This is a genomic window from Ruegeria sp. AE4, assembly GCF_056542185.1.
Map to the genome: position 1 here is coordinate 378,839 of NZ_JBQFZK010000001.1, position 13,490 is coordinate 392,328.

Consider the following 13,490-nt stretch of genomic DNA (forward strand, 5'->3'; position numbering starts at 1 on the left):
GGCAGTGCGGGCAACGACTGCGCGCTTTCGCGCAGTCCGGGTGTTAGCGGAGCAGCGTTACCCGTTTATGAAATTCGGGTTACTTCGCTGCTTCTGAAAGCCGCGCCAGGGTTTCATCCCGTCCCAGCACAAGCATCATGTCAAAAACCGAAGGCGTGACGGCGCGACCAGCCAAGGCGGCCCTGAGCGGGCCAGCCAGCTTGCCGAACGTGAGCTCCTTTGACTCGGCAAAGGAATTCAGGGTCTCCTCCAGTTCGTTCCGAGACCAGCTAGCATTTTGCAACTGCGGCGTCAATTCTTCCAGTATACCGTCGGATACAGATGCCAGCGCCTTTGCCGCTTTCCCGTCGGGAACAATCGGGCGTTCTGTCAGAACAAAATGAGCCTTTTCAAGGAGTTCAGGAAAAGTCCGCGCCCGGTCCTTGAGGCAATACATCGCACGTTCCAAATCACTGGATTGTGAATCTGTCAGGGGCGGTAAAGCGGCTGCGGCCAAGTACGCTTCGATTTCATGCCGCAGTGCAGCATCATCAGAGATGGCGATGTGTTGACCACACAGGTTTTCCAGTTTTTTCAGATCAAACCGGGCAGGGCTTTTGCCGATGCCGTTCAGATCAAACCAGTCCTTTGCCTGTGCATCCGTAAAGAATTCATCGTCACCATGACTCCACCCAAGGCGGGCCAGATAGTTGCGCATTCCAGCGGCGGGATAGCCCATGGCCTGATATTCCTGCGCGCCAAGCGCGCCATGGCGTTTGGACAGTTTCTTACCGTCTGGCCCGTGGATCAGCGGAATATGGGCCCAGACCGGAACATCCCAGCCCATCGCCTCGTAAATCATCATCTGGCGCGCCGCGTTATTGAGGTGATCGTCGCCGCGAATGACATGGGTAACACCCATATCATGATCGTCGACCACCACCGCCAGCATGTAGACCGGTGTCCCGTCGGAACGCAGCAAAACCATGTCATCCAGTTGGTCGTTGCGAATGGTCACGTTGCCCTGAACCTGATCGCGGATCACTGTTGTGCCGTCCTGCGGAGCCTTGATGCGAACGACAAATGGCAGGTCGGGATGTGCTGAAGGATCAGCGTCACGCCAGGGGCTGCGGAACAGGGTCGACTTGCCCTCGGCCCGCGCCTGTTCACGAAAGGCGGCAATTTCGTCCTGCGTCGAGAAGCATTTATATGCCTTTCCCTCGGCCAGAAGCTGGTGCGCGACTTCAGCATGCCGGGCAGCTCCTTCGAACTGGCTGATTACATCGCCATCATGGTCCAGTCCCAGCCATTCCATGCCCTGAAGGATCGCGGTGGTCGCCTCGGGGGTCGAGCGTTCCCGGTCGGTGTCTTCGATCCGCAGCAGGAACTTTCCACCACGTCCGCGGGCGTAAAGCCAGTTGAACAATGCGGTGCGCGCGCCACCGATGTGCAGAAAACCTGTGGGCGAGGGGGCAAAACGTGTGACGACCTGTTCGGACATGTTGAGGATTAACCTTTTGGTAACCGTATCTGGCATAGTTTGACGCCTGTCTAACGAGCCCGAAGGACGGGGGCAACCATGCGTGTTCTTTCACGGGTCGAGGCCGCGCTGCTGCACCAGACAGGGTACCTGTTTCCGTGGACGCCAGTCATGCTGGCAACGGGGATCGGTCTCTATTTCGGTGCCCGGAGCGAGCCCGGCTGGCCGGTATACGCAGGTCTGTCTTGCTTGTTCCTGGCTCTTTTTGCCTTAAGCCGCCGGCTGCCACCGGGGGTGGGAACGTTAGCGACCGGGGGGGCGCTGATTGCGGTCGGTTTCATACTGGCAGGCACTCGCGCCCATATGGTGGCAGAACCGGTCCTGTCCTGGCGGTATTATGGCCCTGTCGAGGGGAGGGTCGTCGCCATGGATCGGTCTGCGTCGGATGCGTTGCGGTTGACGCTCGATCAGGTGCGCGTAGGGGACGTGCCGCAGGAGCGCAGGCCGCAACGCATCCGTCTTTCTGTTCATGGCACGACAGACCCTTTTGCGCCTGGCCAACGGATCATGACCACAGCGCATCTTTCGCCGCCGCAGGGCCCGGTTGAACCTGGCGGGTTCGATTTTCGTCGTCATGCCTGGTTTCAGGGGCTGGGTGCGGTCGGGTATACCCGCGTTCCTGTTTTGACGATTGCGCCAGCCAAAGACGGTATTGGCGGTGTTCGGATTACCGCAATCCGAATGGCGATATCGCGGCGAGTGAAACAAATCCTGCCCGGAGAAATCGGTGGGTTTGCTGCTGCCGTCACCACAGGTGATCGAAGCGGTATGGGGCAAGAGACGCTCTTGTCCCTGCGCGCATCGAACCTGGCACATTTGCTTGCCATTTCCGGGCTTCACATGGGGTTACTGACGGGTTTTGTTTTTGTGGCCTGTCGCATTGGTTTGTCACTGATCCCCTACGTGGCATTGAGGTTACCTGTTCGAAAAGTTGCGGCTGTGTTCGCGCTGATCGCGGCAACGCTTTATTTACTGCTGTCCGGTGGGAATATCGCAACCGAGCGCGCCTATGTCATGGTCAGTGTCATGCTGGTGGCCGTGTTGATCGACAGGCGTGCGATTTCATTGCGTGCGGTTTCTGTTGCTGCGCTGATCGTTCTGGTTCTTTGGCCCGAGTCGCTGCTGAGCCCAGGCTTTCAGATGTCCTTTGCCGCAACGACAGCATTGGTCGCCGTCTTCGGTGCATTGCAAAAGGTGGGTCCGTTACCGGGCCCGAATTGGTTAAAACCGATTGCTGGCGTGGTTATGTCCTCGGCGATAGCCGGGCTTGCCACGGCCCCAATTGGCGCTGCGCATTTCAATACGATGTCTCACTATGGATTGCTGGCGAATCTGCTGTCCGTGCCCGTGATGGGCCTTGTTGTTGTACCTGCGGCAGTTGTCGCCGCACTGGTGGCCCCTTTTGGGTTTGAGGCTGTCCCGCTGACCGTAATGGGCTGGGCTCTGCATTGGATCCTGTGGGTGTCAAACTGGGTGTCGCATCTGGGCGGTGCTCAGGGTTTTGTAGTCAGTCCGCCCTGGTATGTATTGCCACTTGTTGCTGTTGGGGCTTTGTGGCTGGCCTTGTGGCAAGGGCGCGCGCGTTGGTACGGGGTCGGGCCCGTCATTCTTTCATTTTTGCTTTGGAATTCGGGCCACAGGCCAGATGTTCTGATTGCAGAAAACGGGGGGTTGGTCGGCGTGATGACCTCTCAGGGGCGGGCCCTGAGTAAAAGCAAAGGCAGTGGGTTTGTCGCCAGCGTCTGGCTGGAGAATGACGGTGACGGTGTTGATCAGATTGCGGCAGCAGGCCGATGGCCGGATAGCAGCACCGTTCAGCGGTACCCTTATCAGGATATGGAAATCATCCATATTTCGGGCAAAAGGGCTGCGCGCAAGTTTGACGAATGCAAACACAACCAGATCATTGTTTCGACGGTCGCGCTGCCCCTTTCGGGCGCGTGCGCAGTCTTCGATCCGGATCACCTGAGCGAAACCGGCAGCCTGTCATTGTCGGACGGAAAACTGACTTCCAGCGCAGAACTGACAGGCCAACGGCTCTGGTCCCCGAAGCCCGCCGGGGACCGTCGTTTGAAGCAGGATTAATAGGTGCGGATCAGACCGACTAGGCGACCCTGAACCTTGACCATTTCTTCGGGAAGAACGCGCGTCTCATAAGCCGGGTTGGCCGCTTCGAGAGCGATAGCGTTGCCGCGGCGGAAAAAGCGTTTCAGCGTTGCTTCCTGATCTTCTACCAGTGCAACCACGATATCACCGTTATCAGCAGTCGCGGTTTCGCGGATGACAACCACATCCCCATCATTGATGCCCGCGTCAATCATCGAGTCGCCGCGAACCTCAAGCGCATAGTGCTGGCCCTTCCCGGACACCATGGGGCCGGGGACTGCCACGTGATGCGACACGTGGCTGATCGCCTCAATGGGGACACCCGCCGCGATCCGACCCATCACCGGCAATTCCAGCGCATCCACAGCAACTGGCTCAATATTGGTCGGGCGGGGGCCCTTGGGCCTGTCACCCTCGATCACGCGGGGTGAAAAACCGGCAGTTGGTTCGCCGCCAAGGCTTTCGGGAAGTTTCACAATTTCAATCGCGCGGGCACGATGCGCGAGGCGACGAATAAAGCCACGTTCCTCCAGTGCAGTGATCAGCCTGTGGATGCCGGATTTCGACCGCAGGTCAAGCGCGGCCTTCATTTCATCGAAACTGGGCGGAACACCGTCCGCCTGCACGCGTTTTTGGATGAATTTCAACAAATCCAATTGCTTCTTGGTCAGCATTGCTCACACCTCGTCGCTCATGCGTTTTCTTTTGTTCTACGCATGTTCACGTTTTGTGTCAATGAATTTGGGAGAAGTTCAGATCGGCAGGTACTGAACCGTTTCCCCGGTCTTGCGGGCGGGATCGTTCGGGGGACGGACCAATAGGGCGTTTGCCTGCGCCAGAACGCTAAGGAGAGAGCTGTCCTGATCTGCACAGGCCCGGATACCCGTTTCGCCCAGAACCGCGCGCATGTAATGCTCGCGCGGGCCGTTTTCTGTCAGTGGTTCGGTCAAGTGGGCAGACCGAAAGGGCGGCAGAACCAATTCCAACCCCAGCATCCGGCGCACCATCGGGGCAAGGAACAGATAGCCACAGACCATCGCGCTGACCGGGTTCCCAGGAAGTCCGACCATCGCGGTGCCACCCATGCGACCAGCCATCAGGGGTTTTCCGGGGCGCATTCGGATCTTGTAGAAAGACCGATCCATCCCCAAACCCTGCGATACATCAGACACAAGGTCGTAGTCACCAACCGACGCACCGCCAATCGTCACGACGAGATCGGCCCCTCGCGCCAGATCAAACGCAGTCTCAAGCGATGAAACCGTGTCCCGTGCAATCGGAAGGACACGAACCACAGCACCGAGCCCCTCAAGCAATGCCCGCAATCCAAACGTGTTCGACGCGACAATCTGGTCCGGTCCCGGTTCTTCGCCGGGCATGACAAGTTCGTCGCCGGTCGAGATCAGGGCAATCACGGGTTTTCCAGAAACCGGGACCTGCGCGATATTCATCGCAGCCATCAGGGCAACGTCTTCGGCGCGGATCATACGTGGTGCCGTGATGGGCGTGCCTGCCATAAAATCCACACCGGCAGGGCGGATGTTCGTTTTGGGGCCGGGGTCGTCTGTGATCGTGATCAGATCGCCACGCCGGTCGGTATCTTCCTGAATCACAACGAAGTCTGCACCCTCGGGAACCGGAGCGCCGGTAAAGATACGTACGGCCTGACCGGGGCCTACTGAGCCGTCGAAACGACGGCCCGCGGCGGATTCTCCCACCACTTTGAACATGGCATGAAGCTCGACTTCGTCGGCTTTGACGGCATAGCCATCCATCGATGATGCGGCAAATGGCGGCTGGTCGCGCGTTGCCACAACCTCGTGTGACAGAACACGTCCCGCAGACTGGGCCAGTGGAACCTGTTCCGAAGGTAGAGGGCTGACAAGATCGAACAGCAGGGCGCGCGCTTCTTCGACGGTAATCATTTCGCCTCGTAACGTCCTGATTTTCCGCCGTCTTTGAGGCTTACATGAATGCCGCCAATTTCCATCGCTTTGTCGACGGCTTTGGTCATATCGTACACAGTCAAGGCTGCGGTGGAAACGGCGGTCAGGGCCTCCATTTCAACTCCGGTTTGACCTGACGTCTTGACTGTCGCTTCGATCTGAACACCCGGCAGATCCGGGTCGAGGGTCAGTTCAACGGCAACCTTGGTCACTGGCAAAGGATGGCAGAGCGGGATCAGATCCGGCGTCTTCTTTGCACCCATGATACCGGCCAGGCGGGCAACGCCCAAAACATCGCCCTTTGCTGCGCGTTGTTCTGAAATGATTCCATAGGTTTCCGGCGCCATTTTCACGTGACCTACAGCTACGGCTATGCGATCTGTGACCTCTTTGCCCGAGACGTCGACCATGTGCGCCTGACCTTGAGCATCGAAATGGGTCAGCGGCATCACATCACTCCGGGGATAAGCGGATTGGACAGGATGTGGCGGGTGGCCGCTTCGACATCGTCCTGGCGCATCAGGCTTTCGCCGATCAAAAAGCACCGGGCGCCATAGCGCGCAATATCCCGCAAATCTTCCGGGTTGCCCAACCCGCTTTCACACACGATAGTACGGTCTGCCGGTACCAGTTTGGACAGGCGTCGTGTTGTATCAAGAGTGGTCTCGAAGGTTTTGAGATTGCGGTTATTTATGCCAATCAATGGGCTTTTCAGTTGGGCTGCGCGTTCAAGCTCGGCTTCGTCGTGCACCTCAATCAGAACATCCATCTCCCAATCGAAAGCGGTTTGTTCCAACTCGGCTGCCTGATCATCGCTGACGGATGCCATGATGATCAGAATACAGTCGGCTTCCAAAGCACGTGCCTCGACCACCTGATAAGGGTCATACATGAAATCTTTGCGCAAAGCGGGCAGAGATGTCGCGTTACGCGCTTGTGTCAGATATTCCTTGGCACCTTGAAAGCTGGGCGTGTCGGTGAGCACGGATAAACACGCAGCACCGCCTTCTTCATATGCCTTGGCCAAGGCAGGCGGATCAAAATCAGGCCGGATCAAACCCTTGGAGGGGCTGGCTTTCTTGACCTCAGCGATCAGGCCGTAACCTTGCCGGGACGCAGCTTGAAGCGCTGCGGCAAACCCGCGGGTTTCCGAAGCGGCACGTGCTTCACTTTCTAGCGTTTCCAAGGACTTCTGAGCCTTGTCTGCTGCGATTTCTTCCAGTTTGTAGGCTTTGATCTTGTCCAGAACGGTTTCGGTCATGCGGCCTCCTGAGTCTTGGCGGCCAAGGCCGTAATTTTGTTTTTGGCTTCACCGCTGTCGATGCTCTCGGCGGCCATGGCCACACCTTCGCGCAGATCACCTGCCGCATCAGCGACAACCAATGCCGCGGCAGAGTTCAGCAACACTGCGTCACGATACGCGGACGGGGCGCCGTCCAGCAGCGCACGAAATGCGATGGCGTTCTCTTCAGGGGTTCCGCCGAGGATGTCTTCGAAAGGGTGCACAGGCAGGCCAGCATCCTCGGGGTGCAGCTCGACCTCTTTGATCACGTCATCTTCCAAAGCGGCGACCCAGCTGATACCGGTGATCGTCAACTCGTCTGTCCCGTCCGATCCGTGTACCAGCCACGCGCGGTCTGACCCAAGCAAGCCTAGTGTTTCAGCCATGGGGCGGATCAGCTCGCGGCTAAAGGCACCCGTCAGTTGCCGTTTGACACCGGCAGGGTTGGTCAGCGGGCCCAGGATATTGAAAATCGTGCGCGTTCCCAGTTCCTGCCGCGAGGGCATAACATGCGCAATGGCCGGGTGATGCATCGGTGCCATCATGAAACCGATACCGACATCTTTCAGAGCACTTTCAACAACTTGTGGTCCAACCATAACGTTGATACCCATTTGCCCCAGTGCATCCGCTGCGCCGGATTTGGAGCTTAGGTTGCGGTTGCCGTGTTTGGCGACTGTCACGCCAGCGCCTGCGACGACAAATGCAGTCGCGGTCGAGATGTTCAGGGTGCCTTTCCCGTCTCCGCCCGTGCCAACGATGTCGATCGCCCCTTCGGGCGCCCGCACGGCATTGCACTTGGCGCGCATCACAGCCGCGGCCGCGGCATATTCATCAACCGTTTCCCCCCTTGTACGCATGGCCATCAACAGCCCGCCAATCTGGCTTGGCGTGGCTTCGCCGTTGAACAGGATGCCAAAGGCAGTCTCGGCCTCTTTACGGGTCAGCGGACGATCGGCGGCTGCTCCAATCAGCGGTTTCAGCGCGTCGCTCATGCGGGGACTTTCAGTTCTTGCAGGAAATTCTTGAGAAGGGCGTGACCATGCTCGGACGCAATCGATTCAGGGTGGAACTGAACACCGTGAATAGGCAGTTCCCTGTGTTGCAGCCCCATGATCGTGCCGTCTTCCAGCTCGGCTGTGATCTCAAGACAGTCGGGCAGCGTCTCACGCTCGACCACCAGCGAATGGTAACGTGTGGCTTCAAAGGGCGATGGAAGGCCAGCAAAGACGCCTTTTCCGGTGTGGTGCATGATGCCCATCTTGCCATGCACAATTTCGTGGCATCGTACCACCTTGCCACCGAATGCCTGTCCGATGGTCTGATGCCCAAGACAAACCCCCAAAAGGGGCGTTTTGGTCTCGGCGGCGGCTTCGGTCAGAGCCAGACAGATGCCCGCCTGATCCGGGTCGCAGGGGCCGGGGCTTAGCAGGATCCCAGCCGGGTTCATGGCCATTGCTTCTTGCACATCCAGCGCATCATTGCGGCGAATGACCATTTCGGCACCAAGTTCGCCCAAATAATGTACCAAATTGTAGGTAAACGAGTCGTAGTTGTCGATCAGCAGCAGCATATGGGCACTTATCTTCGCTTGGGCATTTCGGGCTGGCGATGCAACCCCGGGCCACGGTATAATGTCCGCACATACATGCTCAGGCTTGGACGGCAGCGTCAAGAGGACATACGGTTTCTGACGCCTCCAATTGACCGAGCGCCACACCAGATGGCGCAGAGCAGGGCGAGGCAGGGAAAAGAGGCGAAAGGCAGGAAATATGGGCGGATTTTTCGGAGGAATGGTCGCAGGGGCGATCGTTGTTTTGATCTTGGGTGCGGTCGTGTCGCTCAACACGCCGATGGTCAACACACCGGTTGTTGCGACCGAAGCACCAGCGCCGACGATTTCAGAAACACCAGAGGCGCCTACTGAACTTGCCGAGGATGTTTCTGATGCCGATCTGGTGGAACTGGCCCCGCGTGCGCCAGAAGCCGCCGATAATGCCAGCGAAGATCTGGCTGATTTGTCCGGGTTGGAAGCGTCATCCGAGCCGCAGCCCGAGGTTGGCAAAGCGGCTGAGGCCCCGAACGAGCCCGCTGCATCGGTCGCGACCGAAGTGTCTGTCATGACCGAAGCCCCCGCTGCGCCGCCCGAGCCTAGCCAGGTACCCGCAGTTCAGCAGGAACAGTCCGTGCCGGTTGTAATTGATGAAACCCCCACGCCGCCGACCGAGTCTGACACAACCGAGGTCGCAGTTCTTGAGCCCGAACCAAATCCGTTGCCACAGGTCGAGGCTGAACCACAAACAAAAGACACTACGACTGATAATTCATTTGAAAGCAGTCCGATTGCGGTGGAAGGGGATGAAGATACCTTGCCCCGAGAGCTTCCGCGTATTGCTGCGCTGCCTCAGATCGGGGGAGAACAGGAAGAAAGTGCCAGTTCGATTGTCGGAAAACGTATCCTGCCTTTGACGGAACGCGATGATGAGCCTGTTGCAGAACAGGCGATTTCCGAACAGCCATCTGCGGAAAAACCGATTGAACGTTTTGCCGCCAAGTTCGAGAACCCGGAATCTAAGCCGCTGATGTCGATCATTCTGATTGATGACGAAGGCGCGTTCGGGGCCGAAGCGTTGCAGGATTTCCCTTACCCGATCAGCTTTGCCGTGAACCCGTCTGATCCGGATGCGGCGGAAAAGATGGCACGGCACCGCGCGGCGGGGTTCGAAGTTCTGGCCCTTGCGGACCTGCCCGAAGCCGCGAGTGCGCAGGATGCCGAAGTTTCCCTGTCCGTGTGGCTGGATACATTGCCTGAAACAGTGGGTATTCTGGAAGGCGTGAACAGTGGCATTCAGGGAAACCGCAAGCTGGCCGATCAGGTCGCGGCAATTGCTGCCGGAACCGGACGCGGGTTGATCACACAGGACAATGGGCTGAACACTGTCCAGAAGTTGGCGGTTCGCAATGGCATTCCGTCCAGCGTTGTGTTCCGCGATATCGATGGGGCGCGACAGGATCCCAGAATCATGCGCCGGTTCCTGGATCAGGCCGCGTTCCGGGCTGGTCAGGAAGGAACCGTTGTCATGCTGGGGCGCGTACGGCCCGAGACAATCTCGGCCCTGTTGCTGTGGGGTCTTGAGGATCGCGGCAGCCGGGTAGCGATGGCGCCGATCTCGGCCGTCTTGATGAAACAGGTACAGTGACAGCTTGAAACAGGGCGGTGATCAATTGATCAGCCGCCCTTTTTTTTAACTGTTGCCGTTTCCGGTGAACCGAGCGGCATCTTCCGCCGCACGCCGTATGGCGTTTGACTTATGAACAGTCTCCATGAACTCGGCCTCGGGGTCGCTGTCATAGACAACACCGCCACCAGCCTGAATATAGAGTTTCTGATCCTTCACGATGGCCGTGCGCAGGGCAATGCACATGTCCATGTCACCGCCTGCGCTGAAATAACCAACACCACCGCCGTAGACGCCGCGTTTTTCCGGCTCAAGCTCGTCAATGATCTCCATCGCCCGCACTTTCGGCGCACCCGAGACGGTGCCCGCAGGCATCCCGGCAAAGAAGGCGTCCAGCGCATCTTTGTCTTCCGCCAGCTCACCCACCACGTTCGACACGATGTGCATCACATGGCTGTAGCGTTCGATGATGAACTCTTCGGTCGGGCGAACTGTGCCGATTTTGGACACGCGGCCGGTATCATTGCGCCCGAGGTCCAGAAGCATGAGATGTTCGGCCAGCTCTTTCTTATCGGCCAGCAGGTCAAGCTCGTTCGCCTTGTCTTCCTCGGGGGTCGCGCCACGGGGACGTGTGCCTGCAATCGGGCGAATGGTGACTTCGCTGCCGAACACCCGCACCAGAATCTCGGGGCTGGCCCCAACGACCTGAAAACCGCCGAAGTTGAAGTAGAACATAAACGGCGAGGGGTTGGTGCGCCGCAGCGAACGATAAAGCGCAAAAGGTGGCAGCGGAAAATCCTGCGTCCAACGCTGCGCTGGAACTACCTGGAAGATATCGCCAGCACGGATGTATTCCTTGGCCTTTTCAACTGCTTCCATATAGCCGGATTTGGTGAAGTTCGACACCGGCGCCGCAATTTCGCGCGCGTCGCCCAGATCACGGGTTTCGGCGGGCATCGCACGTTCCAGATCGCGGACCGCATCCATCACACGCTCGGCCGCCTGCGCATAGGCAGCTTTGGCAGATTGACCGTCGCTGGCCCAGGCGGGTGAAACCACCGTCACCTCGCCTTTGACGCCATCCAATACTGCGACAACAGACGGGCGCAACATGATCGCATCTGGCAGTCCCAGCGGATCGGGGTTCACGTTCGGCAGGTATTCGACCAGCCGGACCATGTCATAGCCCAGATATCCAAACAATCCGGCGGCAGCCTGAGGCAGGTCGTCTGGCAGTTCAATACGGCTTTCGGCCAGCAAGGCGCGCAGATTGTCCATCGGATTGCCGTCCTGCGCAGCAAAGGCGTCGGCGTCGAACCGCGCCGAGCGGTTCAACTCGCACGTTTCACCGTGACAGCGCCAGATCAGGTCCGGTTTCATGCCGATGATCGAATAGCGGCCACGCACCTCACCGCCCGTAACCGACTCCAGCATGAACGCATCTTTCTGCGCTCCCGTCAGTTTGAGCATCAACGATACGGGTGTGTCCAGATCGGCGGCGAGACGTGTGTAAACCACCTGGTTTTCGCCCGCTTCATAGGCGCGTGCGAAGGTATCGAAATCGGGTGTCAGGGCCATCTTGGTCTCGCTTAAAAGCTCGCCTGCACGGCGTTTAGCGCCTGCTGATCCACGACCGGGCGGGCGCGGGTCTGAGCGTCCCGTACGTATGCGTCAAAAATATTCTGCGACAGCGCCTGATCCATCTGCGTTGCCAGTGCGTCGCGCAACCGGCGCAGCTCGTCGGAATCCTCGGGGGGCAGAACCTCGTCCAGACGCACCAGCAAGGCTGCACCATTTCCACCAATGACGCGCAACTCACCGAGTTCCATCTGAAACACTTCATTCATGAAACTGGCGGGGACGTCATCAAGAAACGCGGTACGCGTCAGTGCGTTTTCAACGCGGAAGGGCAGGCCAGTCGCAGCGAAGTCACCATCAGTGGCCAGTTGGCTCAGTGCGGCGTTTGCTTTGTCCAGCAAGGCTTTGTTGGTCTCTGCCTGTACCCAGGCAGCGGCGACACGGTCGCGTGCGCTTTCCAGCGGTTCAGGGCGACGCGGCAGAACGTCGTTCAGGCGCAAGGCAAAGATCGATCCATCTTCGAGAAATGCGATTTCAGGGAAATCTCCTTCTTGCACGGCTTCGGCGGCCGCGCGGAACCCGTCATAGGCCGCTATGTCCTCGGCGCTGTCTCGGGTCCAGTCGATCTGACCCAGTTCCATTTCGGTTTCACTTGCCAGTTCTTCCAGGGTCGCACCGCCAGCCAGCATGTCGTTTATGTCTTCGGACTGAGACTCGATCAGGCGGCGGGCGCGTTCTGTCGCCAGTTCTTCGCGCAGGGCCGGTTCGGCCTCCTCAAAGGGAACGCTGTTTGCAGCCAGGGATCCGTTGACACGGAACAGGGCGGGGCCCAATACCGAAGGCAGAGGGCCAACAACAGCATCAAGCTCTGCCGCGAACACGGCGTCGGCGGCCTCGCCCAGATCCTCACGTGTCAGGTCGCCTAGATCGATATCGGAAAGTTCCAGATCACGATCGCGAACCAGTTGTTCAAAGGTCGTTCCGCCGACCTCAAGTTGCGCCTTGGCGTCGTTGGCTGCTTGTTCATCCGGGAAATTCAGGCGCTCGACCAGACGGCGTTCCGGTTGATTATATTCGTCCGACCGCTCTTCAAAAAGCTTGCGAAGGGAATCTTCGTCAACCTTAACCGTGTCCACCAACATGGCCGGAGACAGAATCGCATAAGTCAGCTGTTTGGTACGGGGCAGGGTGAACTGTTCAGCGTTTTCGTCATAGAAGGTCTGAATCTGCGCGTCAGTCGGCTCGGCCACGGGGGTTTCCAATGACTCGGTCCCTGCCGTCGCAACGGTAAAGCTGCGACGGGCGCCAATGTAGTTGGCCATCGTTTCTGTCACGGTGGCAGGCATTTCCACACCCCCCATGATCGCACCTTGAACGATCGTACGGGCGGATTCTTTGCGCAGGTCCGTCTCGAACTCGGAATCCGTCATGCCGACTTGTTCAAGCTGAAAGCGGTATGCCTCGCGGTCGAAACTGCCGTCTACGCCCTGAAAGGCCGGAACTGACACGATCTCTTTTTGCAGGTTCTCATCCCCTATGGAAATCCCAAGCTGGATCACCTCGTTGTCCAGCGCCGCCAAGGCCGTCAGGCGGGCAAGCGCGTTTCGGTCCAGTCCCAGATCGCGTGCCTGCGACATTTGCAGGGGTTGACCCGATTGCGCCTCAACCGCGCGGATCTCGCGCTGCAACTCGCGGACAAAATCATCGATCGAGATGCTTTCATCACCAACCTGCGCCACGGTACGGACTGTGCCGCTCAGGTTGACAGCACCGAACCCCGCGAGCCCCAGCATGAGCATGCCCATCAGAATCCAGACAAAGGTTTTCGAAAGACTTTTAGCGCCTGCGGCCATGGTGCCCCCTTGTTATTACGGCAGCGT

General features: G+C 58.5%; 11 protein-coding genes. 2 read left to right on the forward strand and 9 right to left on the reverse strand.

The genetic code is table 11. From position 1 onward, the window contains the following. Positions 1 to 79: 79 nt before the first annotated feature. Positions 80 to 1,480 (reverse strand): glutamate--tRNA ligase, encoded by a 1,401-nt coding sequence (gene gltX, locus ACR0EK_RS01925; RefSeq protein WP_480565258.1) that lies wholly within the window; start codon positions 1,478 to 1,480, stop codon positions 80 to 82. A 78-nt stretch (positions 1,481 to 1,558) separates the two neighbouring features. On the opposite strand from gltX, the gene ACR0EK_RS01930 reads away from it, so the two are divergent. After that, positions 1,559 to 3,604, forward strand: a complete 2,046-nt coding sequence (locus ACR0EK_RS01930; RefSeq protein ID WP_480564588.1) for a ComEC/Rec2 family competence protein — start codon at positions 1,559 to 1,561, stop codon at positions 3,602 to 3,604. Here the strand turns inward: ACR0EK_RS01930 and lexA are convergent. The 6 genes from lexA to ACR0EK_RS01960 all read right to left on the reverse strand — a co-directional run bounded on the left by lexA (position 3,601) and on the right by ACR0EK_RS01960 (position 8,426). Then, complete coding sequence (gene lexA, locus ACR0EK_RS01935) at positions 3,601 to 4,299, reverse strand: transcriptional repressor LexA (protein WP_267364515.1); 699 nt, start codon at positions 4,297 to 4,299, stop codon at positions 3,601 to 3,603. The genes ACR0EK_RS01930 and lexA overlap by 4 nt on opposite strands. 78 nt (positions 4,300 to 4,377) lie before the next feature. After that, the gene (locus ACR0EK_RS01940; protein ID WP_480564591.1) at positions 4,378 to 5,550 is read right to left on the reverse strand and encodes a molybdopterin molybdotransferase MoeA; all 1,173 of its coding nucleotides are present in this window, start codon (positions 5,548 to 5,550) and stop codon (positions 4,378 to 4,380) included. Further along, on the reverse strand, positions 5,547 to 6,020 hold the full coding sequence (gene moaC, locus ACR0EK_RS01945) for a cyclic pyranopterin monophosphate synthase MoaC (protein ID WP_267364518.1): 474 nt from the start codon (positions 6,018 to 6,020) through the stop codon (positions 5,547 to 5,549). The genes ACR0EK_RS01940 and moaC overlap by 4 nt, the downstream gene beginning before the upstream one ends. Further along, a complete protein-coding gene (gene trpC, locus ACR0EK_RS01950) occupies positions 6,020 to 6,832 on the reverse strand; it encodes an indole-3-glycerol phosphate synthase TrpC (RefSeq protein ID WP_480564594.1) in 813 nt (270 codons plus the stop codon). The genes moaC and trpC overlap by 1 nt, the downstream gene beginning before the upstream one ends. Then, positions 6,829 to 7,848 (reverse strand): anthranilate phosphoribosyltransferase, encoded by a 1,020-nt coding sequence (gene trpD, locus ACR0EK_RS01955; protein ID WP_480557934.1) that lies wholly within the window; start codon positions 7,846 to 7,848, stop codon positions 6,829 to 6,831. The genes trpC and trpD overlap by 4 nt, the downstream gene beginning before the upstream one ends. Then, positions 7,845 to 8,426 (reverse strand): anthranilate synthase component II, encoded by a 582-nt coding sequence (locus tag ACR0EK_RS01960; protein WP_209503818.1) that lies wholly within the window; start codon positions 8,424 to 8,426, stop codon positions 7,845 to 7,847. Before ACR0EK_RS01960 ends, trpD begins: the two co-directional genes overlap by 4 nt. Positions 8,427 to 8,625: 199 nt before the next feature. On the opposite strand from ACR0EK_RS01960, the gene ACR0EK_RS01965 reads away from it, so the two are divergent. Next, positions 8,626 to 10,053: a divergent polysaccharide deacetylase family protein gene (locus tag ACR0EK_RS01965; RefSeq protein ID WP_480564597.1), complete on the forward strand. Its 1,428-nt coding sequence runs from the start codon at positions 8,626 to 8,628 to the stop codon at positions 10,051 to 10,053. A gap of 45 nt (positions 10,054 to 10,098) precedes the next feature. On the opposite strand, the gene trpE is transcribed toward ACR0EK_RS01965, so the two are convergent. Together trpE and ACR0EK_RS01975 are read right to left on the reverse strand one after the other, a co-directional pair. Further along, positions 10,099 to 11,610, reverse strand: coding sequence for an anthranilate synthase component I (gene trpE / locus ACR0EK_RS01970; protein WP_480564600.1), 1,512 nt, complete (start codon positions 11,608 to 11,610; stop codon positions 10,099 to 10,101). A gap of 11 nt (positions 11,611 to 11,621) precedes the next feature. Next, on the reverse strand, positions 11,622 to 13,463 hold the full coding sequence (locus ACR0EK_RS01975; RefSeq protein WP_480564603.1) for a peptidyl-prolyl cis-trans isomerase: 1,842 nt from the start codon (positions 13,461 to 13,463) through the stop codon (positions 11,622 to 11,624). Positions 13,464 to 13,490: the final 27 nt, after the last annotated feature.

Coding starts and splice junctions, on each gene's coding strand:
- gltX (WP_480565258.1), bottom strand. CDS start 1,480: ATGTCCGAACAGGTCGTCACACGTTTTGCCCCCTCGCCCACAGGTTTT.
- ACR0EK_RS01930 (WP_480564588.1), top strand. CDS start 1,559: ATGCGTGTTCTTTCACGGGTCGAGGCCGCGCTGCTGCACCAGACAGGG.
- lexA (WP_267364515.1), bottom strand. CDS start 4,299: ATGCTGACCAAGAAGCAATTGGATTTGTTGAAATTCATCCAAAAACGC.
- ACR0EK_RS01940 (WP_480564591.1), bottom strand. CDS start 5,550: ATGATTACCGTCGAAGAAGCGCGCGCCCTGCTGTTCGATCTTGTCAGC.
- moaC (WP_267364518.1), bottom strand. CDS start 6,020: ATGCCGCTGACCCATTTCGATGCTCAAGGTCAGGCGCACATGGTCGAC.
- trpC (WP_480564594.1), bottom strand. CDS start 6,832: ATGACCGAAACCGTTCTGGACAAGATCAAAGCCTACAAACTGGAAGAA.
- trpD (WP_480557934.1), bottom strand. CDS start 7,848: ATGAGCGACGCGCTGAAACCGCTGATTGGAGCAGCCGCCGATCGTCCG.
- ACR0EK_RS01960 (WP_209503818.1), bottom strand. CDS start 8,426: ATGCTGCTGCTGATCGACAACTACGACTCGTTTACCTACAATTTGGTA.
- ACR0EK_RS01965 (WP_480564597.1), top strand. CDS start 8,626: ATGGGCGGATTTTTCGGAGGAATGGTCGCAGGGGCGATCGTTGTTTTG.
- trpE (WP_480564600.1), bottom strand. CDS start 11,610: ATGGCCCTGACACCCGATTTCGATACCTTCGCACGCGCCTATGAAGCG.
- ACR0EK_RS01975 (WP_480564603.1), bottom strand. CDS start 13,463: ATGGCCGCAGGCGCTAAAAGTCTTTCGAAAACCTTTGTCTGGATTCTG.